Here is an 18,187-nt window from a genome sequence, read left to right as displayed (position 1 = left end):
TGGACGCCCCAGCAGCCCCGCCTTCCCGCCCCCGAGGTTCCCCGTGACCAAGTCCGTTGCCCGTGAGCCGCAGCGACGCAACGCGCGGTCCAACCGGGCGCGCATCCTGGCCACGGCCCGCCGGGAACTGGGGCGGAACCCGGACACCACCCTCGAGGAACTGGCCCGTGCCGCCGGTGTCGTACGGCGGACCCTCTTCGGCCACTTCCCGGGGCGCGCGGCGCTGCTGGAGGCCCTCGCCGAGGAGGCGTCCGAGGTGCTGCGCAGCGCGATGGCCGCCGGGGCGGAGCGGGTCGGGCCCGACGAGCCGGCCGAGCGTGCGCTCGCGCACTTCGTGCTGCTGATGTGGCCGGTGGGCGACCGCTACCGCATGCTGCTGGCGCTGGCCCGGCACGACCTGGGCGTGGAGCGGGTGTCCGAGATCCTGGCCCCGGCCCGCGCCGAGGTCACCGCCATCCTGGAGCGGGGGCAGCGGGACGGCGTCTTCCCCGGCCACCTGCCGCCCGCCGTACTGAGCGCCGGCCTGGAGGCGATGACGGTCGCGCTGCTGGAGCAGGTCAACACCGGCGCGTTGGAGGACGACGGCACCCGCGTCGCGGCCGCCCAGCTCATCGCGGCCGGCGTACCGGAGGAGCGGGCCCGGGCGGTGGTCGCGGACGTGGCCCCGACGGCGACCGCGGAGGGCGTCGCGGACGAGTGAGCCGCGGCTCGCGTCCCCGTACGGGAGCCGCCCGTACGGCATGTGTGCCCCCGGCGCCGCGCCGAGCCGGGCGACGATCACGCTGTCCGAAGCCCCCGTACTGGGCGAGGGCGACGAGCATGCCGTAGCGGTCGAGTCGCCCCGCCTCCCACCCCCGTCAGTCGGTCAGGGCGGCCAGCTCCTCCGCCGTACGGGGGCCCGTCGCCGAGTCCGTCAGCAGGCCCTGTGCGCGCAGCAGCCGGGCCGCCGCGACGCCCCACGGCAGCCGCAGCCCGGCCTGCCGCAGCAGCTCGGCGCGGGCCAGCGTCGGGGCCGTCGGGCCGGTGTGCACGCCGGCCGGGGTGAGCAGGGCGGCGTCGTCGGACCAGCGCAGGGCCAGGTCGACGTCGTGGGTGGCCATCACCACGGTGGTGCCGGCCGCGCGGAGCCGGTCCAGGGTGGTGAGCAGCCGCTCCTGGCCGTCCGGGTCCAGCCCGGCGGTCGGTTCGTCGAGGATCAGCACCCGGGGGCGCATCGCGACGGCCCCGGCGATCGCGGTCCGCTTGCGCTGCCCGTAGGACAGCAGGTGGGTGGGCCGGTCGGCGAGCGCCGCGATGTCCAGCGCGGTGAGCGACTCCTCGACCCGGGAGCGGACCTCCGCGCCGGACAGGCCCAGGTTCAACGGCCCGAAGGACACGTCCTGGGACACCGACGCCGCGAACAGCTGGTCGTCCGGGTCCTGCACCACCAGTTGCACCGTGGTCCGCAGCCGGGTCAGCCCCCTGCGGCCGTACGTCACCGGCTCCCCGTCCACCGTCAACGTCCCCGCGCGCGGCCGGAGTCCGCCGCTGAGCAGCCGCATCAGCGTGGTCTTGCCGCTGCCGTTGCGGCCCAGCAGCGCGAGCGCACGCCCCTCGCGCACCGCGAAGTCCAGACCGGTGAGCACGTCCGGGCCCTCCTCGTACGCGAAGGACACGCCCCGCAGGGCGACCAGGGACGACGCGGCCGCCTCCCCCCTCTCGATCGTCTCGCTCACGACAGCGGCCTTTCCAGTACGAGGGTGAGGGCGGCCAGCGCCGCCAGCAGCGCGACGCTCGCCGCCGTGAACGGCACGGACACGCGGGCCTCGGGCACCAGGACGCGCAGGGTGCCGTCGTAGCCGCGCCCGGCGAGCCCCGACTGGAGCCGTGCCGCCCGGTCGAAGGCCCGTACGAACGCCGTGGCGCCGAGTCCGCCGAGCGAACGCCAGGCGGCGGCCCGGGTGGTGTGGCCCAGCCGCGCCGCCTGCGCCTCCCGCACCCGGCGCACGGAGTCCAGCAGCAGGAAGCTCATGCGGTACGTCACCAGCGCCACGTCGACCACCGGCGCGGGCACGCCGGCCCGCACCAGGCGGGGCAGCAGGTCGGACATCGGCGTGGTGAACGCGAAGAGCAGCACCCCGAGGGAGGCCGCCGAGGTACGCAGCAGCAGCTCACCGGCGAGCACCGGGCCGCCGTCCGCCGCCGTCAGGAACCCGTCCGGGCCCCCGACCTGCACCAGCAGCGGCAGCGCCCCGGTCACGCAGAAGCCCAGCGGCACGCGGTACGCCCGCCACAGCCGGCGCCCGGGCACACCCGCCGGGCCGAGCAGCACGGCGAGCGCCGTCACCAGCACCAGCGCCGCGCCCGGCCAGGGCGGCAGCGAGATCGCGAGGACGGTCAGCCCCAGCCCGAGCACGGCCTTGTCCACGGGATGGCGGCGGCGCCAGCGACTGCTGTGCGCCGCCGCGTCGATCGGCAGCACTCAGTCCCCTTCGGGGACGCCCCGCGGCGCCGCCGCGGCCCGCTCCTCGCCCTGCCGCCGGCCCCGGCGCAGCCCGAAGTAGTAGGCGAGTACGCCCGCGCCGATCGCGGCCTGCACGGCGAACAGCGCCGACTCGATCTCCCCGGACGGCGGCTCGTACAGCGGCGAGAACCACGGCTCGTAGTCCGGCTCGATCTCCGTGATCGCCGTCTCCGCCTCGACGTCCGCACCGGCGAACGGCTCCTCCTTGTGGTCGCCGAGACCCAGCACCAGCGGCAGCACCGCGAGCGCGGCCACGGCGAGCAGCAGCAGGGCGTTGATCCTCGTGTCGCGGCTCATCGGGCCACCGCCTCCGGCTCGTCGGTGCTGCTCTTGCCGGCCTTGGTCAGCAGCACGCCCAGCCGGGTCAGTTCGCCCTTGCTGGACTGCACCAGCAGCCGCATCACGATGACCGTGAGCAGGCCCTCGCTCACCGCGAGCGGGATCTGCGTGACGGCGAAGATGGACCCGAACTTGCCGAGCGCGCCCAGGAACCCGCTGCTCGGGTCCGGGAACGCCAGCGCCAGTTGCACGCTGGTGACGCAGTAGGTCGACAGGTCGGCGACGAACGCCCCGAAGAACACCGCGACCATCAGCGGCACGTCGTAGCGGCGCAGCAGCCGGTAGACGGCGTAGCCGGCCCAGGGTCCCACGATCGCCATCGAGAAGACGTTGGCGCCGAGTGTGGTCAGCCCGCCGTGCGCCAGCAGCAGCGCCTGGAAGAGCAGGGTGATGGTGCCCAGCACCGCCATGATCGGCGGACGGAAGAGGATCGCGCCCAGACCGGTGCCGGTCGGGTGCGAACAACTGCCGGTGACGGACGGCAGCTTCAGGGCCGACAGAACGAACGTGAAGGCTCCGGAGGCGCCGAGGAGCAAGGTGCTCTCCGGGTGCTCCCTGACCTCACGGGTGAGTGACCGTACTCCGTGGACGACGAACGGCGCGGACGCGACACCCCAGGCGATCGCGTGCGCCGGTGGCAGAAAGCCCTCGGCTATGTGCATGGCTCAGCAGACCCTCTCCAGCACCTCGTGGATGGACGACGCGCCTTGGCCGGTCTCCTGGCTTACGGGTACCACCGCCCGTGCTCCGCCTTCCCGGATCGCAAGGATCCAGTGGCTGCCCGCGAGGGCCGGAGCCGGACTTCCCGATTCACAGTGGCGAGGGCCGCACCGGCATCACACCGGATTTCCCGTTCACCAAGGCGTGGCGACAGTAGTGCTCCCACCGGGGCAGTGACAAGCGGGCCTCCGGGCCGGTGGGCCTCGGCACGGCCCCGTCAGCCGCGCCGGTCCCGCTCGGTCCGCCGGACCACCATGTCGCGCGCGCGTGTGGTCAGCGCGGTCGCGGCGGCGGTGAGGAAGACGAAGCTGTAGACGATCTGCAGAACCGTCACGACCCGCGCGGCCTGACCCCGCGGGGTGATGTCCCCGTAGCCGACGGTGGCGAGCGTCACCACGGTGAAGTACAGCGCGTCGACGCGGGTGCGCAGGCCGGTGAACTCGCCCGGCTGCTTGGCGAGGGCGTAGTAGGCGGCCGAGAAGGCGTGCACGGACAGGATGATCAGCAGCGGGATGACCACACCCGGCCGGGTCTCCGGGCGGTCGACGAGGACGTGGCGGATCTGGCGGAGCAGCAGCACGGCCACGAAGGTCAACACCAGGGCGAACAGCAGCCAGCTCAGTACCGGACGCCCGGGGCCCAGATGGTCGAGGGGAAGGAGGAAGTAGGCCACGACCGTGCCCGCCGCGATGCCGGCCCGCGTGAGCCAGGGCCGGGCCGTGCGCCAGGCGGTACGCCATCGGGCGCCGTCCGTCCGCGTGGTGGTGGCCCGGCGCTCCGTCACCGTGCCGTCCCCGGCGCCGCTTCCGGCGGTTGCGCCTCCGCCCCCGGTTCGGTCCGGCGTACCAGCTGGGTGACGACGAAGGCGACCACCGACGCCGTGACGATCAGCGGCATCTGGTCGTACGCGTCCCCGCCCACCAGCAGCACCGCCAGCACCGCGCTGGCCAGCGGCAGCCCGGTCACCGCGGCCGCCGCGGCGGAGATGCCGAGGGCGAGGGCCGGGGTCGCGCCGAAGCCGGGCAGGCCGGAGCAGGCCATGGCCGTCGCCGTTCCCAGCAGCACGGCCGGGAAGATCGGGCCGCCGCGCAGACTGCCCAGCGCGATGCCCCAGGCCAGCCCCTTGCAGGCGACGAGCGAGACCAGCGCGCCCACCGGCCAGGCGTGCGGGTGCGCGGCGAGCTGCGCGAGGGTCGCCTGACCGGACAGCGCCGCCTCCGCCGGGGAACGGCCGGTGATCAGGGCGTACGCGGCGAGGCAGCCGCCGACCGCCGTGGCGCAGGCGACGGTACGCAGGGCCGTGCGGTGCCGCGTCCAGGAGACGGTCCGGTGGCCCAGCTCGCGGGCCAGCGTGATCAGCACCGCGATCAGCGCCGCCGTCGGGACGCCCCACAGGAAGTCGCCCGCGTCCGGGTTGGCGCCCGGCGGCACGTCGTGCAGGGCCAGCGCGCCGATCTTCAGGCCGGTCCACTCCCCGAACCCGGTGAAGACCAGGGCGCCCGCCGCGCTGGCCAGCAGACAGGGCAGCAGCAGGGCGACCAGCTGGGCGCCGCCGAGCCCCGCCCCCTCGATGAGCAGGACGGCCGCGACGACCGGCCCGCCGAGGATGGTGGAGATCGCGGCGGTGGAGCCGGCCGTGGCCAGGATCGCGCTCGCCCTCGGGTCCCCCGCCGCCCCCGCCCGCCGCACCGCCAGCAGGGCGAGCCCGCTGCCGACAGCCATCAGCGGGGCCTCGGGGCCCAGCACCACGCCGAGCGGCAGCGTGGCGAGCGCCGCCAGGACGGCGCCGGGCAGCGCGCGGGGGCCGACGGGCGCGCCGCCCAGCCCGTTCACCGGCAGATGGCCGCCGCCGCCCGGCATCCGGGTCACGATCGGCGCCAGGATCAGCCCGGCGAGCACCAGCGCGGGCAGCGGCCACCACCAGGGCGGGGCGTCGTACCCGGCGGCCTCGGGCAGTGACGACCACACCCAGTGCTGGAACTCGTGCTGGAGGCCGACGAAGAAGAAGCAGGCCAGCGCGATGGGAACGCCCAGCAGCACGCACAGCAGCAACAGCCGCAGGTAGCCGGGGCTGAGCAGGGTGCGCCGCAGGGACTGCTCGGCCCGGGCCGGCACCGCGTTCGCCGGCGCGGGCTGAGTGGTCACGGGCCCTCCTGGTCCGACGGTCCGTCGCGCGCGTTCGCATGTGCGCCTCAGTAAACGCGAGGCGGGGGAGGGCCGCACGCGCACCGTTCCGTTCCGGGGACCGGGCGCCGCGGCGCGGTCGGGTCCGGTTCACCCGTGCGGCGGACCCGCATGGCCGCGCGGGGCGGACACCCGCAGGCTCGGAGTGACCTGTCGGCGTCACGCGGTGCCGGCGGGGGCAGGCCCGTACGGGGAAACACCGGAAAGGACTCCGCTCATGAGCCAGCACGCCGCACCTTCTCCCGGCAGCCCGACGCACGGCACCGGCGCCCCGCGGCCGACGGACCGCACCAGCGGCTGGGTGACCGGCGGCGTCGTCTTCGCGGGCGTACTGATGCTGCTGAACGGCGCCCTCGCCGTCCTCCAGGGCATCGCGGCCATCGCCGAGGACGACGTCTACGCCCGTGTCGGCAGCTACGTCTACGAATTCAGTCTCACCGGTTGGGGCATCATCCACGTCATCCTGGGCGCGGTGGTCCTCGTCACCGGCTACGGCCTGCTCAAGGGCATGGCCTGGGCACGCTTCGCGGGCATCTTCCTGGCCTCGCTGAGCCTGATCGCCCAGTTCCTCTTCCTGCCGTACGCACCCGTCTGGGCCGTGATCATGATGGCGATCGACGTGTTCGTGATCTGGGCGCTGGCCAGCAGCCAGGAGCAGGCTGCCTGAACCTCCGCGGCCGGGCGCCCCGGCGCCCGGCACGTGAGGACTCAGCGACGGTGCAGGCCTCGCGCCAGTGCCGCCGCCGCGCCGACGGCGGCCAGCCCCGTGCCCGCGAGGGCCAGGGCCTTGGCCATGCGCCCCGGGGCCACCGGCCGGGCGCCCGGCGCGGTGCCGTACGCGCTGCCGGGGACGTCCGTGTCGGCCGCGGCGCCGGGGAGTGCCGAGGCCAGCAGCTCCGCCAGGTGCACGCCCTCGTGGCCGCCGCTGTCGAACTCGTGGATCTGCGTCCGGCAGCTGAAGCCGTCGGCGAGTACGACGGTCGCCTCGTCCTCCTCCCGCAGCCGCGGCAGCAGCACCCGCTCCGCGCACGCCTCGCTGACGTCCAGGTGGCCGCGCTCGAAGCCGAAGTTGCCGGCCAGCCCGCAGCAGCCGGAGTCCAGCCGCTCGGCGTCCACCCCGGCCCGGCGCAGCAGTTCCCGGTCGGCCTCCCAGCCCATGATCGCGTGCTGGTGGCAGTGGACCTGGGCCAGTGCCTTCGCGGACCGGTCGGGCACCTGCGGCGGCTCGTAGCCCGGGGAGTGCTCGGTGAGCAGCTCGGACAGCGTCACCGTCTGCTCCGCCAGCCGGCGCACGTCCTGGTCACCGGGGAACATCTCGCCCGCGTCCGCCCGGAACACGGCCGTGCAGCTCGGCTCCAGCGCCACCACCAGGCCGCCCGCCCGCACGTGCTCCGCCAGGCCCCGCACGGTCCGGCCGAGAACCTTCCGCGCCATTCCGAGCTGCCCGGTGGAGATCCAGGTCAGCCCGCAGCACAGCGGCTCGGCCGGCAGCTCCACCCGCCAGCCGGCCTGCTCCAGCACCCGTACCGCCGCCCGTCCGATGTGCGGGTGGAAATGGTTGGTGAAGGTGTCCGGCCACAGCAGCACAGTCCCGCGCCGCCCGTCGCCCTCCGGCTCGTGGCACGCGAACCACTGCTCGAACGTCCGCTCCGCGAACAGCGGCACCTCACGGTCCGCCACCCCCGCGACCAGCACGGCGGCCTTCGACAGCAGCGGGGCGTGGGTGAGCGCGTTCACGACCGGTGCCAGCCGAGTGCGGCCCACCACCTGGGCGAGCGCCGGCAGCCAGCCCATCGACCAGTCCGAGCGCGGCCTGCGCCACGGCCGGCCCTCGTAGTGGTGGGACAGGAACTCCGCCTTGTAGGTGGCCATGTCCACGTCCGCCGGACAGTCCTTCTTGCACCCCTTGCAGGCCAGGCACAGATCCAGGGCGTCCTTGACCGCCTCGGAGCGCCAGCCGTCCTCGATGGCGCCGTCGCCGTGCCCGTCGAGCATCTCGAACAGCAGCCTGGCCCGGCCCCGGGTGGAGTGCTCCTCCTCCCGCGTCACCTGGTACGACGGGCACATCACGGTGCCGTCACTGGTGTGCTGCCGGCACTTTCCGACGCCCACGCACCGGTTGGCCGCCTGGGAGAACGAACCGCCGTCGTGCGGGAACCGGAAGTGCAGGTCGCGGGGCTCGTACGGGGCCCAGTCGCCGCCCAGGCGCAGGTTCTCGTCCAGTCCGTACGGCGCGACGACCTTTCCGGGGTTCATCCGGTCCAGTGGGTCGAAGACGGCCTTCAGCCGCCCGAACGCCTCGACGAGACCGTCCCCGAACATCCGCGGCAGCAGCTCACCCCGGCTCTGCCCGTCCCCGTGCTCACCGGACAGCGAGCCGCCGAACTCGACGACGAGGTCCGCCGCCCGCTCCATGAACCTCCGGTACGTCGCCACCCCGTCCGCGGTGTACAGGTCGAAGGGAATCCGGGTGTGCACGCAGCCCTGCCCGAAGTGCCCGTACAGGCTGGGTCCCGTCTCGCTCAGATAGCCGAACTCCTCGAACAGCGCGCGCAGCCGCCGCAGATAGTCGCCCAGCTTCTCCGGGGCGACCGCCGAGTCCTCCCAGCCCTCGAACGTGTCGGGCTTGCCCGGGATGTGCGCGGTGGCGCCGAGACCGGCCTCGCGGACCTGCCACAGGGCCCGCTCGCTCGCCGGATCGTTCAGGAACGCGCAGTCCGCGTCGTGCTCGGAGCGGTGCACCCCGTCGAGCATCCGGTGGGCCCGCGCGTCCGCCTCCTCGACGGTGTCGCCGCCGAACTGCGCCAGCAGGTAGGCGTTCCCGTCGGGCAGCTCGGCGAGTGCCTTCTCGTTGAGGTGCTTGATCCGCTCGTCGCGGACCAGTCGGGCGTCGACGCCCTCCAGCGCGATCGGCTCGTGCGGCAGGATGTCGGGCACCGCGTCGGCGGCCTTGTCGATGGTGTCGAACCCGAGGACCACCAGGGTGCGTTCCTTCACCACCGGCACCAGTTCCAGCTCCGCCCGCAGGACGGTGACCAGCGTCGACTCGCTGCCGACCAGCAGCCCGGCGACGTCGAAGCCGTACTCCGGCAGCAGCGAGTCCAGGTTGTAGCCGGAGACCCGGCGCGGGATGTCCGGGAACCGGCGGCGGATCTCGTCCGCGTAGGTGTCGCGCAGGGCACGCAGCCGTCGGTAGACGGTCGCCCGCAGATCCCCCTGGCGCTCGATCTCGGCGTACTCCTCGTCGCTCGTCTCGCCGCACCAGAAGCGGGTGCCGTCGTAGAGCAGCACCTCCAGGCGGGCGATGTTGTCGACGACCTTGCCGTGCGCCTGCGCGGTGGCGCCGCAGGAGTTGTTGCCGATCATGCCGCCGACGGTGCAGTTGGCGTGGGTGGCGGGCTCGGGCCCGTAGCGCAGGCCGTGCGGCGCGAGCTGCCGGTTGAGGTCGTCCAGCACGATCCCCGGCTGCACGACGCAGGTGCGGGCGTCGATGTCCACCGACTCCACGCGCGTGCAGTACTTCGACCAGTCGAGCACCACGCCCGCGTTGGTGCACTGCCCGGCCAGGCTCGTCCCGCCGCCCCGCGACAGCACGGGCGCACCGTGCTCCCGGGCCACGGCCACCGCCTCCGCGCCGGCCTCGGGGGTGCGCGGGACGACCACGCCGATGGGCGTCTGCCGGAAGTTCGAGGCGTCCGTGGAGTACGCCGCCCGGCTCCCGGCGTCGAATCGGATCTCACCGTCGACCCGTTCGCGCAGGGCGGCTCGGAGTGAGACGGTGTCGACCGGCGGCGCCGCCCCCTCGCGAGTGACGGGTCCGGGCAGGTCCAGCGCACCCATGAGCTCTCCTTCGGGTGTCGGCACGGCTAGGGGGCGCCCGCGCGTGCGGAGCGGCCGTCGCTGAGTACCCCGGTGGTCGCGGCGGCAATCACCGGACACGGAGCGTCGCGAACCGTGTCGCTGTTGGGCCGAACGGGTGACTTGGCGTAAGAATTGGCTGGTGCAGGCAATGAAGGCGAGTGAGATCGGGGGAGCCGGTGAACAGCCACGACGTCACCGATGAACAGTGGGAAGGGCTCGCCCAGGTCGTTCCGTTGCGCGGGCGTGACGCATGGCCGTCCGCGGTCGGCCACCGGGCGATGCCGGAGGCGGAGACGGAGACGCGTCGCCGTTTCGTCGTTCTGCGGGTCAATGTGTTCGCGGACGCCCGCGAGGTCGCCGAGATCCTGATGGCGGGCATTCCGGTCCTGCTGGACCTGACCAGCGCCGAGAGCGAGGTCGCCAAGCGGGTACTGGACTTCAGTACGGGCGTCGTCTTCGGCCTGGCCAGCGGTATGCACCGCGTCGACCGCAACATCTTCCTGCTGACACCGGCCGGGACCGAGGTGAACGGGCTGATGGAGGACGCGGCGGAGGTCCCCGGGGGGTGACGGGGCGACGGGGGCGCGCGGCGCCGGCCGTCGCGGACGCCTCCCGAACCTCCCAGGTGTGACGGGCGCCCCGGCCCTGACGGTCCCGTCCCCCGATCGTAGGAACGTCCTCCGGGTGGAACGGTTCGCCATGCGTCGGACTTCTACGGTCCGCATATGGCCGCGTCAACTGCGTCAACGGTGTCCGCCACTCCCGCCCCGCCCCACCCGGACCGGCCCCGCATCACGGAGCTGCGGCTGTCCGCGTTCGCCGGGCACCGGCGCGCCGTACTGCGGCTCGGGCCGCTCACCGTGCTCGCCGGGCCCAGCGGCTGCGGCAAGACCAGTGCGCTCCTGGCGTACGAGGCGCTGGCCCGGCTCGGGGGTGGCGCCCAGCTCGGCGCGGTGTTCCCCGACCCGGTCGCCTGCGTGCCCGAGCGGGCCCGGCCCGACGCCCAGCACCGGCGCGGCTTCCGCATCGGCTGCACGGCCGACGGCGCCGCGGGCCCGGTGCACCTGGACGTCGCCGTACAGGCCGAACCGGAACTGCGCATCGTGGGGGAGCGGTTGACGGCGGACGGCGTCGTCCTGCTGCAGACGGCCCTGCGCGACCCCGGCCGGCGTGCCGTGCAGGCGGCCTGGCACACGGCCGGGTCCGCGCCCGTGACCCGCGCCCCGCTGCCGGACGACCGGCTCGGCACCCCGCTGCTGCCGCTGCGGGTGGCCGGCAAGACGGACGGGCAGCGCAGGGTGCTGGCCGCGGCCGAGCAGATGGTCGTCGCCCTGCGTTCCGTCTTCGCCTGCGATCCGCGGCCCGGCCGGATGCGGGAGCCCGTGCCCACCGGCTCCGGGCGCCTGCTCGGCGGCTGCGACAACCTCGCCGACGTGCTGTGGCGCACCCGCGCCGAGTGCGGGAGGCGGCACGCGCAGTTCGTCGCGGCGGTACACGCCGGATGTGCGGGCCCCGTCGCGGACGTCCTGGCCGAGCCCGTCGCCGGCGGGGTGGTGCGCGCGCTGCTGGACCGGGGCGACGGCATCCGCACCGGCCTCGCCCGCCTCGGCTACGGCGAGCTGCGCTACCTCGCCCTCGCCCTGGTGCTGTTCACCGGCCCCGGCGTGCTGGAGGTCGACCCGGCCGGCGAGGTGCCCGCGGCGTTGCAGACGCTCACCGTCCTGGCCGACGGCTTCGACCGCGGCCTGGACGTGCGGCAGCGTGCGGAACTGCTCCGGCTGGCGGCCCGGATGTGCGACCGCGGGCACATCCGCCTCGTCGCGGCGGTCGCCGACGCCACCTGGGCGGCCGGGGCGGAGGGCGTCACGGTGGTAGACCTGGTGCCGTGACCGATCACCCTCACCCCGCCCGGGACCTCGTGGCGTTGCAGCGCAGGCTGGCCGAGTTCGCGGCGGCGCGGCACTGGCAGCCGTACCACACGCCCAAGAACCTCGTCGCCGCGCTCAGCGTAGAGGCCTCCGAACTCGTCGAGATCTTCCAGTGGTTGACGCCCGAGCAGTCGGCCCGCGTGATGGCCGACCCGGACACCGCGCACCGGGTCCGGGACGAGGTCGCCGACGTGCTGGCGTATCTGCTCCAGTTCTGCGAGGTGCTCGACGTCGATCCACTGGCCGCGCTGGAGGCGAAGATCGACCGGAACGAGCTCCGGTTCCCGGTGCGGAAGGACCGGGAGGGCTGACCGGCGCCGAGAGGCGAGGGAGAGAGGAGTCTCTCACTCCGTTATCACTCTCCGCAGTTGAGAACGGGCCAGAAATCAATTTGTTGTCCGAAGATTTCGGTCTTCCTCTGGCTTTTCGTCCCACACGCCCTCACTCTGGGTAGTGGAGTACGGAGTTCGGGCGGACGCGCCCTGAGCGCGTCGGAAACAGACGGGGGCAGCGCATGGACGCTGTGCGGCTCATCGTGACGAGTGGACGCGCCCTGGCAGCCGGCGGCGAGGTGCCGGACATCCTGACGGAGGTGTGGCAGGTGCAGGCTCTGGCGCAGGCGATCGGCAGCCGGCTGGCGGTCTCCGGACCACCCGAACTGCGCGGCGAGGCACTGGGACTGACCGAGCTGGCGGGCCGCGGCTGCGGGGTGCTGCACACCCCCGACCTGGCCCCGGGCGAGCTGCGCGCCGCCCAGCTCACCGAACTGGGCGACGCCCGCCAGGCCCTGATGCGCCTCGGCACCCTGCTGGGCGAGACCGGCATAGCCCTCGTCGGCGTCGCCTGCGCCGCGGACGACGAGGCCACGTACTGGCAGTGCATGGAGGCGATCGACGCGGCGGACGAGTCCAGGGACCGGGTCATGGAGATGCTGCGCAGACTGGCGGACCGCGACGCGGAGTTACCGGAGCGGGAGGCCGGCTAGCCAGGACACCGCGAGCCGCCGACCGCACCCCCGCCCGCCTCAGTCGGCGCGCCCGCCCGCCTCAGTCGGCGCGACCCCCCGCCCCCGACGGCGGCCCCTGGTCCCCGGCCGACCGGAGGTCGGCGTCCAGAGCCGACAGGTCCGCGTTCAGCGCCGCCATGAGTTCCTCCATCCGCTGGAGCAGCCCCGTCGGCCGGGCATCCGCCCCGCCCTCCTGCGGCACGGTCTCTTCGGACATGACGGCCTCCTCGGCCCCGAGGCCCCCACGGGGAGCCCGGCACCGGTGACGCACCGGCGCACACGGCCGGCGCGGGCGCCGGGCGATCCGGCTCCGCCCCGGCAAACGATCACCGTCCGGACCGGTCACCGGACCGACCCCGCACCGGGCCGGAGTCGACGCGAATTCACCCGCCGGAGGCCGGGAACGCGCCGGGCCGACGGGCGGAGCCTGTCCGACGCTCCCCCGCCGAGCAGGCAGGATGGAGACATGGATCTCCGTATCTTCACCGAGCCCCAGCAGGGGGCCACATACGACACCTTGCTCACCGTGGCCAAGGCCACCGAGGACCTCGGCTTCGACGCCTTCTTCCGCAGCGACCACTATCTCCGCATGGGCTCCGTGGACGGCCTCCCCGGACCCACCGACGCCTGGATCACCCTGGCCGGCCTCGCCCGTGAGACCAAGCGCATCCGGCTCGGCACCCTCATGACCGCCGGCACCTTCCGGCTGCCCGGCGTCCTCGCCATCCAGGTCGCGCAGGTCGACCAGATGTCGGGCGGCCGGGTCGAGCTGGGCCTGGGCGCCGGCTGGTTCGAGGAGGAGCACAAGGCGTACGGCATTCCCTTCCCGAAGGAGAAGCTCGGCCGCCTGGAGGAGCAACTGGCCATCGTCACCGGTCTGTGGGCCACCGAGACCGGCAAGACCTTCGACTTCCACGGCAAGTTCTACGACCTCACCGACTCGCCCGCGCTGCCCAAGCCCGCGCAGCCGAAGGTGCCCGTGCTCATCGGCGGCCACGGGGCCACCCGCACCCCGCGCCTGGCCGGCCAGTACGCCGACGAGTTCAACATGCCGTTCGCCTCGGTCGAGGACACCGAGCGCCAGTTCGGCCGGGTCCGGGCCGCCGCCGAGCAGGCCGGCCGCGGGGCGGACGCGCTGACCTACTCCAACGCCCTCGTCGCCTGCGTCGGCAAGGACGACGCCGAGGTCGCCCGCCGGGCCGCCGTGATCGGCCGCGAGGTCGAGGAGCTGAAGGCCAACGGCCTGGCCGGTTCCCCGGCCGAGGTGGTCGAGAAGATCGGCCGCTACGCCGAGGCCGGCGCGCAGCGGATCTACCTCCAGATCCTCGACCTCGACGACCTGGACCACCTGGAGCTGATCTCCTCCCAGGTGCAGTCGCAGCTGTCGTGACGCGCTGACGCCGCCCCTCGAATAACCGAAGGCGCCGGTCACCCGCCCTGTGCGATGGTGTGGGCGTCGTCCTGCCGGAGCCCCCCGGGATCAACCGCCCTGGGGGCTCCCGCGCGTACGGCGTCTCGTCAGCATCCACCGGCCGGAGAGGCCCTCCGCATGTTCCTGACCATCACCACCACCGGTACTCCCGAGCGCCCCGCGACCGACCTCGGCTTCCTGCTGCACAAGCATCCCGACAACGCGCAGGCGTTCTCCACCTCCTTCGGCACGGCCCACGTGCTCTACCCGGAGGCGGACGAACAGCGCTGCACGGCGGCGCTGCTGCTGGAGGTCGACGCGGTGGCGCTGGTCAGGCGCGGCAAGGGCAAGGGCCGGGGCGGCGCTCCGGACGCGGCCCTCGCGCAGTACGTCAACGACCGCCCCTACGCGGCCTCCTCGCTCCTCGCCGTCGCGCTGAGCAACGTCTTCTCCAGCGCGATGCGCGGCGTGTGCAAGGGCCGCCCCGAGCGCGCGGCCGAGCCGCTGCCGCTGCGCGTCGAGGTCCCGGCGCTGCCCGCCCGCGGCGGCCCCGACCTCGTACGCCGCCTCTTCGAGCCGCTCGGCTGGGCGGTCACCGTCGAGGCCGTCCCGCTGGACACCGAGTTCCCCGAGTGGGGCGACTCGCGCTACGTCCGCCTCGAACTGGAGTCCGCGACCCGCACCCTCGCCGAGGCCCTGCGCCACCTCTACGTCCTCCTCCCGGTGCTCGACGACGCCAAGCACTACTGGGTCTCCCCGGACGAGGTCGACAAGCTGATGCGGGCCGGCGAGGGCTGGCTGCCCGGCCACCCGGAGCAGAAGCTGATCACCAGCCGCTACCTGTCCCGCCGCTGGTCCCTGACCCGTGACGCGATGGAACGGCTGGAGCTGATCCGGCTGGCCGAGACCGACGACAGCGACGTCGAGGAGATCGACAACGCCGTCGGGGCGGAGGCCGAGCGGGAGGAGAGGCCGACCCCGCTCGCCGTGCAGCGCCGCGAGGCGATCCTCACCGCGCTCCGGGACAACGCCGCCGCCCGCGTCCTCGACCTCGGCTGCGGCGAGGGGTACCTGGTGCGGGAACTGCTCAAGGACCCGCGGTTCACCGAGATCGTCGGCGTGGACGTGTCGGTACGCGCGCTCACCATCGCCTCCCGGCGTCTCAAGCTGGACCGCATGGGCGAGCGGCAGGCCGCGCGCGTGCACCTCTTCCAGGGCTCCCTCGCCTACACCGACAAACGGCTGGGAGGCTATGACGCCGCCGTGCTCAGCGAGGTGATCGAGCACCTCGACCTGCCCAGGCTGCCCGCCCTGGAGTACGCCGTCTTCGGTTCGGCCCGCCCCCGCACCGTCGTCGTCACCACGCCGAACGTCGAGTACAACGTGCGCTGGGAGACCCTCCCGGCCGGCCACGTCCGCCACCGCGACCACCGCTTCGAGTGGACCCGCGAGGAGTTCCGCGCCTGGGCGCGGACGGTGGCCGAACGGCACGGGTACACCGTGGAGTTCCGCCCCGTCGGCCCCGACGACCCCGAGGTGGGCCCGCCCACCCAGATGGCCGTGTTCACCACCAGCACCGTGACGGAGAAGGAGGCGAAGGCCGCATGACCACCACCGGCACCACCGACACCACAGGCTCCCCCGTGCGGGCCCGCGCCCTGCCGGTCACCGACCTGTCCCTCGTCGTGCTGATCGGCGCCTCCGGCTCCGGCAAGTCCACCTTCGCCCGGCGCCACTTCAAGCCCACCGAGGTCATCTCCTCCGACTTCTGCCGGGGCCTGGTCGCCGACGACGAGAACGACCAGAGCGCCAGCCGCGACGCCTTCGACGTCCTGCACTACATCGCGGGCAAGCGGCTCGCGGCCGGCCGCCGCACCGTCGTCGACGCGACCAACGTGCAGCAGGACGCCCGGCGTCAGCTGATCGACCTGGCCAGGAAGCACGACGTGCTGCCCATCGCCATCGTCCTCGACGTCCCCGAGGAGGTGTGCGCCGAGCGCAACGCCACCCGCACCGACCGGGCCGACATGCCCCGCCGGGTCATCCAGCGCCACACCCGCGAACTCCGTCGCTCCCTGCGCCACCTGGAGCGCGAGGGCTTCCGCAAGGTGCACGTGCTGCGCGGCACGGCGGAGACCGAGCACGCCACCGTCGTCACCGAGAAGCGGTACAACGACCTCACCCACCTCACCGGCCCCTTCGACATCATCGGTGACATCCACGGCTGCGCCGCCGAACTGGAGACCCTGCTCGGCAAGCTGGGCTACACCGACGGCGTCCACCCCGAGGGCCGCACCGCCGTCTTCGTCGGCGACCTGGTCGACCGCGGCCCGGACAGCCCCGGCGTACTGCGCCGCGTGATGTCCATGGTGAAGTCGGGCAACGCCCTGTGCGTCCCCGGCAACCACGAGAACAAGTACGGCCGCCACCTCAAGGGCCGCAAGGTCCAGCACACCCACGGACTCGCCGAGACCATCGAGCAGATGGACGGCGAGAGCGAGGAGTTCCGCGCCGAGGTACGGGAGTTCATCGACGGCCTGGTCAGCCACTACGTCCTCGACGGCGGCCGGCTCGTGGTCTGCCACGCCGGTCTGCCCGAGAAGTACCACGGCCGCACCTCCGGCCGGGTCCGCTCCCACGCCCTGTACGGCGACACCACCGGAGAGACCGACGAGTTCGGGCTGCCGGTGCGCTACCCGTGGGCCGAGGACTACCGGGGCCGCGCGGCCGTCGTCTACGGCCACACCCCGGTCCCCGAGGCCGGCTGGCTCAACAACACCCTCTGCCTGGACACCGGCGCCGTCTTCGGCGGCAAGCTCACCGCGCTGCGCTGGCCGGAGCGCGAACTGGTCGACGTACCGGCCGAGCGGGTCTGGTACGAGCCGGCCAAGCCGCTGCGCACCGAGGCGCCCGGCGGACACGACGGACGCCCGCTGGACCTGGCCGACGTGCACGGCCGCCGAGTGGTGGAGACCCGGCACGCCGGGCGGATCACCGTACGCGAGGAGAACGGAGCGGCGGCCCTGGAGGTCATGAGCCGCTTCGCCACCGACCCCCGGCTGCTGCCGTACCTCCCGCCGACCATGGCACCGACCCCCACCTCGGGGGTGGACGGGTACCTGGAGCACCCGAAGGAGGCGTTCGCGCAGTACGCGGCCGACGGCGTGACGCGGGTCGTGTGCGAGGAGAAGCACATGGGCTCGCGCGCGGTGGTGCTGGTCTGCCGCGACGCCGAGGCGGCGCGCGCCCGGTTCGGGGTCGGGGGCACCTCACGCTCGAGCGCAGCCGGGAGCGGGGGAGGCCCCACCGGCTCCCTCTACACCCGTACCGGCCGCCCGTTCCTCGACGACGCGAGCGTCTCGGAGACGGTCCTGGACCGGCTGCGCACCGCGATCGGAGAAGCCGGCCTGTGGGAGGAACTGGCCACCGACTGGCTGCTGCTGGACGCCGAGCTGATGCCGTGGTCCCTCAAGGCCTCCGGGCTGCTGCGTTCCCAGTACGCCGCCGTGGGCGCCGCCTCCGGCGCGGTGTTCCCGGGCGTACTGGCAGCACTGGAGGGCGCCGCCGCGCGCGGCGTCGAGGTCGGGGACCTGCTCGACCGCCAGCGAGCCCGGTCCGCCGACGCCGCCGCGTTCACGGCCGCGTACCGCCGGTACTGCTGGCCCACCGACGGCCTGGACGGCGTCCGCCTGGCCCCGTTCCAGATCCTGGCCGCGCAGGGCCGCAGCCTGGCCGCACTGCCCCACGACGAGCAGCTCGCCCTCCTCGACCGGCTCGTCGAGCACGACGGCAGCGGCCTGCTGCAGACCACCCGGAGGCTGTACGTCGACACCGGCGACCCCGAGTCGGTGGCGGCGGGCATCGACTGGTGGCTGGAGATGACCGGCCGGGGCGGCGAGGGCATGGTGGTCAAGCCCATCGGTGCCCTGGTCCGCGACGACAAGGGCCGTCTGGTGCAGCCCGGCGTCAAGTGCCGCGGGCGCGAGTACCTGCGGATCGTCTACGGCCCCGAGTACACGCGCCCGGACAACCTCGCCCGGCTGCGCGGGCGGTTCCTGAACCACAAGCGGTCCCTGGCCGTCCGCGAGTACGCCCTCGGGCTGGAGGCCCTGGACCGTCTGGCGGACGGTGAGCCGCTGTGGCGGGTGCACGAGGCGGTGTTCGGCGTCCTCGCACTGGAGTCCGAGCCGGTGGACCCGCGGCTCTAGGGGGTGTTTCCGGCCGAGTCGCCCCGA

17 protein-coding genes and 1 riboswitch are annotated in these 18,187 nt (G+C 73.8%); of the genes, 9 read left to right on the top strand and 8 right to left on the bottom strand.

Annotation, left to right across the window (positions count from 1 at the left end; all coding sequences use genetic code 11):
* Positions 1-43 precede the first annotated feature (43 nt).
* Positions 44-700: a TetR/AcrR family transcriptional regulator gene (locus ACIQ6R_RS29180; RefSeq protein WP_404224533.1), complete on the top strand. Its 657-nt coding sequence runs from the start codon at positions 44-46 to the stop codon at positions 698-700.
* A 157-nt stretch (positions 701-857) separates the two neighbouring features.
* Here the strand turns inward: ACIQ6R_RS29180 and ACIQ6R_RS29175 are convergent, their stop codons facing one another.
* The 6 genes from ACIQ6R_RS29175 to ACIQ6R_RS29150 form a co-directional block, all read right to left on the bottom strand.
* Positions 858-1,715: an ATP-binding cassette domain-containing protein gene (locus ACIQ6R_RS29175; RefSeq protein WP_404224531.1), complete on the bottom strand. Its 858-nt coding sequence runs from the start codon at positions 1,713-1,715 to the stop codon at positions 858-860.
* Positions 1,712-2,461 carry a cobalt ECF transporter T component CbiQ gene (cbiQ, locus tag ACIQ6R_RS29170; RefSeq protein WP_404181771.1) on the bottom strand — a complete coding sequence of 250 codons (750 nt, stop codon included), beginning with the start codon at positions 2,459-2,461 and terminating at the stop codon, positions 1,712-1,714. The genes ACIQ6R_RS29175 and cbiQ overlap by 4 nt, the downstream gene beginning before the upstream one ends.
* The gene (locus ACIQ6R_RS29165) at positions 2,462-2,800 is read right to left on the bottom strand and encodes an energy-coupling factor ABC transporter substrate-binding protein (protein ID WP_404224530.1); all 339 of its coding nucleotides are present in this window, start codon (positions 2,798-2,800) and stop codon (positions 2,462-2,464) included.
* Positions 2,797-3,504 carry an energy-coupling factor ABC transporter permease gene (locus tag ACIQ6R_RS29160; protein ID WP_404181777.1) on the bottom strand — a complete coding sequence of 236 codons (708 nt, stop codon included), beginning with the start codon at positions 3,502-3,504 and terminating at the stop codon, positions 2,797-2,799. Before ACIQ6R_RS29160 ends, ACIQ6R_RS29165 begins: the two co-directional genes overlap by 4 nt.
* Before the next feature lie 29 nt (positions 3,505-3,533).
* Positions 3,534-3,719, bottom strand: a riboswitch (cobalamin riboswitch).
* Positions 3,720-3,779: 60 nt separating this feature from the next.
* Positions 3,780-4,253 (bottom strand): potassium channel family protein, encoded by a 474-nt coding sequence (locus ACIQ6R_RS29155; RefSeq protein WP_404224718.1) that lies wholly within the window; start codon positions 4,251-4,253, stop codon positions 3,780-3,782.
* An 89-nt stretch (positions 4,254-4,342) separates the two neighbouring features.
* Positions 4,343-5,707, bottom strand: coding sequence for a chloride channel protein (locus tag ACIQ6R_RS29150; protein WP_404224529.1), 1,365 nt, complete (start codon positions 5,705-5,707; stop codon positions 4,343-4,345).
* Positions 5,708-5,963: 256 nt separating this feature from the next.
* On the opposite strand from ACIQ6R_RS29150, the gene ACIQ6R_RS29145 reads away from it, so the two are divergent.
* Positions 5,964-6,413 carry a hypothetical protein gene (locus ACIQ6R_RS29145; protein WP_404181783.1) on the top strand — a complete coding sequence of 150 codons (450 nt, stop codon included), beginning with the start codon at positions 5,964-5,966 and terminating at the stop codon, positions 6,411-6,413.
* 41 nt (positions 6,414-6,454) lie between these two features.
* Here ACIQ6R_RS29145 and ACIQ6R_RS29140 read toward each other — a convergent pair whose 3' ends face one another.
* Positions 6,455-9,586, bottom strand: coding sequence for an FAD-binding and (Fe-S)-binding domain-containing protein (locus ACIQ6R_RS29140; protein WP_404224527.1), 3,132 nt, complete (start codon positions 9,584-9,586; stop codon positions 6,455-6,457).
* 197 nt (positions 9,587-9,783) lie between these two features.
* Here ACIQ6R_RS29140 and ACIQ6R_RS29135 point away from each other — a divergent pair, with 197 nt between their 5' ends.
* The 4 genes from ACIQ6R_RS29135 to ACIQ6R_RS29120 all read left to right on the top strand — a co-directional run bounded on the left by ACIQ6R_RS29135 (position 9,784) and on the right by ACIQ6R_RS29120 (position 12,520).
* Complete coding sequence (locus ACIQ6R_RS29135) at positions 9,784-10,176, top strand: cell division protein SepF (protein WP_404224525.1); 393 nt, start codon at positions 9,784-9,786, stop codon at positions 10,174-10,176.
* Positions 10,177-10,332: 156 nt separating this feature from the next.
* A complete protein-coding gene (locus ACIQ6R_RS29130; protein WP_404224524.1) occupies positions 10,333-11,496 on the top strand; it encodes an ATP-binding protein in 1,164 nt (387 codons plus the stop codon).
* Positions 11,493-11,846, top strand: a complete 354-nt coding sequence (locus ACIQ6R_RS29125) for a nucleotide pyrophosphohydrolase (RefSeq protein WP_404224522.1) — start codon at positions 11,493-11,495, stop codon at positions 11,844-11,846. The genes ACIQ6R_RS29130 and ACIQ6R_RS29125 overlap by 4 nt, the downstream gene beginning before the upstream one ends.
* A 203-nt stretch (positions 11,847-12,049) precedes the next feature.
* A complete protein-coding gene (locus ACIQ6R_RS29120; RefSeq protein ID WP_404181797.1) occupies positions 12,050-12,520 on the top strand; it encodes a DUF6099 family protein in 471 nt (156 codons plus the stop codon).
* Positions 12,521-12,581: 61 nt separating this feature from the next.
* Here ACIQ6R_RS29120 and ACIQ6R_RS29115 read toward each other — a convergent pair whose 3' ends face one another.
* Positions 12,582-12,758, bottom strand: a complete 177-nt coding sequence (locus ACIQ6R_RS29115) for a hypothetical protein (protein ID WP_404224521.1) — start codon at positions 12,756-12,758, stop codon at positions 12,582-12,584.
* 249 nt (positions 12,759-13,007) lie between these two features.
* Here ACIQ6R_RS29115 and ACIQ6R_RS29110 point away from each other — a divergent pair, with 249 nt between their 5' ends.
* The 3 genes from ACIQ6R_RS29110 to ACIQ6R_RS29100 all read left to right on the top strand — a co-directional run bounded on the left by ACIQ6R_RS29110 (position 13,008) and on the right by ACIQ6R_RS29100 (position 18,160).
* Entirely contained in the window at positions 13,008-13,931 is a 924-nt protein-coding gene (locus ACIQ6R_RS29110; protein ID WP_404224519.1) for an LLM class F420-dependent oxidoreductase, read from the top strand.
* A gap of 159 nt (positions 13,932-14,090) precedes the next feature.
* Positions 14,091-15,560, top strand: a complete 1,470-nt coding sequence (locus ACIQ6R_RS29105) for a 3' terminal RNA ribose 2'-O-methyltransferase Hen1 (protein WP_404224518.1) — start codon at positions 14,091-14,093, stop codon at positions 15,558-15,560.
* Positions 15,557-18,160 carry a polynucleotide kinase-phosphatase gene (locus tag ACIQ6R_RS29100; protein ID WP_404224517.1) on the top strand — a complete coding sequence of 868 codons (2,604 nt, stop codon included), beginning with the start codon at positions 15,557-15,559 and terminating at the stop codon, positions 18,158-18,160. The genes ACIQ6R_RS29105 and ACIQ6R_RS29100 overlap by 4 nt, the downstream gene beginning before the upstream one ends.
* The last annotated feature ends 27 nt before the right edge of the window (positions 18,161-18,187 follow it).

The organism is Streptomyces sp. NPDC096048, from assembly GCF_044763415.1.
Classification (GTDB): Bacteria; Actinomycetota; Actinomycetes; order Streptomycetales; family Streptomycetaceae; genus Streptomyces.
The sequence above is the reverse complement of the archived record's forward strand: the minus strand, read 5'-3'. Positions and strand labels throughout refer to the sequence as shown.

Excerpts from the sequence above, each read along its gene's own strand:
- ACIQ6R_RS29110 (WP_404224519.1), top strand. The coding sequence starts at position 13,008 with ATGGATCTCCGTATCTTCACCGAGCCCCAGCAGGGGGCCACATACGAC.
- ACIQ6R_RS29160 (WP_404181777.1), bottom strand. The coding sequence starts at position 3,504 with ATGCACATAGCCGAGGGCTTTCTGCCACCGGCGCACGCGATCGCCTGG.
- ACIQ6R_RS29140 (WP_404224527.1), bottom strand. The coding sequence starts at position 9,586 with ATGGGTGCGCTGGACCTGCCCGGACCCGTCACTCGCGAGGGGGCGGCG.
- ACIQ6R_RS29105 (WP_404224518.1), top strand. The coding sequence starts at position 14,091 with ATGTTCCTGACCATCACCACCACCGGTACTCCCGAGCGCCCCGCGACC.
- ACIQ6R_RS29100 (WP_404224517.1), top strand. The coding sequence starts at position 15,557 with ATGACCACCACCGGCACCACCGACACCACAGGCTCCCCCGTGCGGGCC.
- ACIQ6R_RS29165 (WP_404224530.1), bottom strand. The coding sequence starts at position 2,800 with ATGAGCCGCGACACGAGGATCAACGCCCTGCTGCTGCTCGCCGTGGCC.
- ACIQ6R_RS29120 (WP_404181797.1), top strand. The coding sequence starts at position 12,050 with ATGGACGCTGTGCGGCTCATCGTGACGAGTGGACGCGCCCTGGCAGCC.
- ACIQ6R_RS29145 (WP_404181783.1), top strand. The coding sequence starts at position 5,964 with ATGAGCCAGCACGCCGCACCTTCTCCCGGCAGCCCGACGCACGGCACC.
- ACIQ6R_RS29130 (WP_404224524.1), top strand. The coding sequence starts at position 10,333 with ATGGCCGCGTCAACTGCGTCAACGGTGTCCGCCACTCCCGCCCCGCCC.
- ACIQ6R_RS29115 (WP_404224521.1), bottom strand. The coding sequence starts at position 12,758 with ATGTCCGAAGAGACCGTGCCGCAGGAGGGCGGGGCGGATGCCCGGCCG.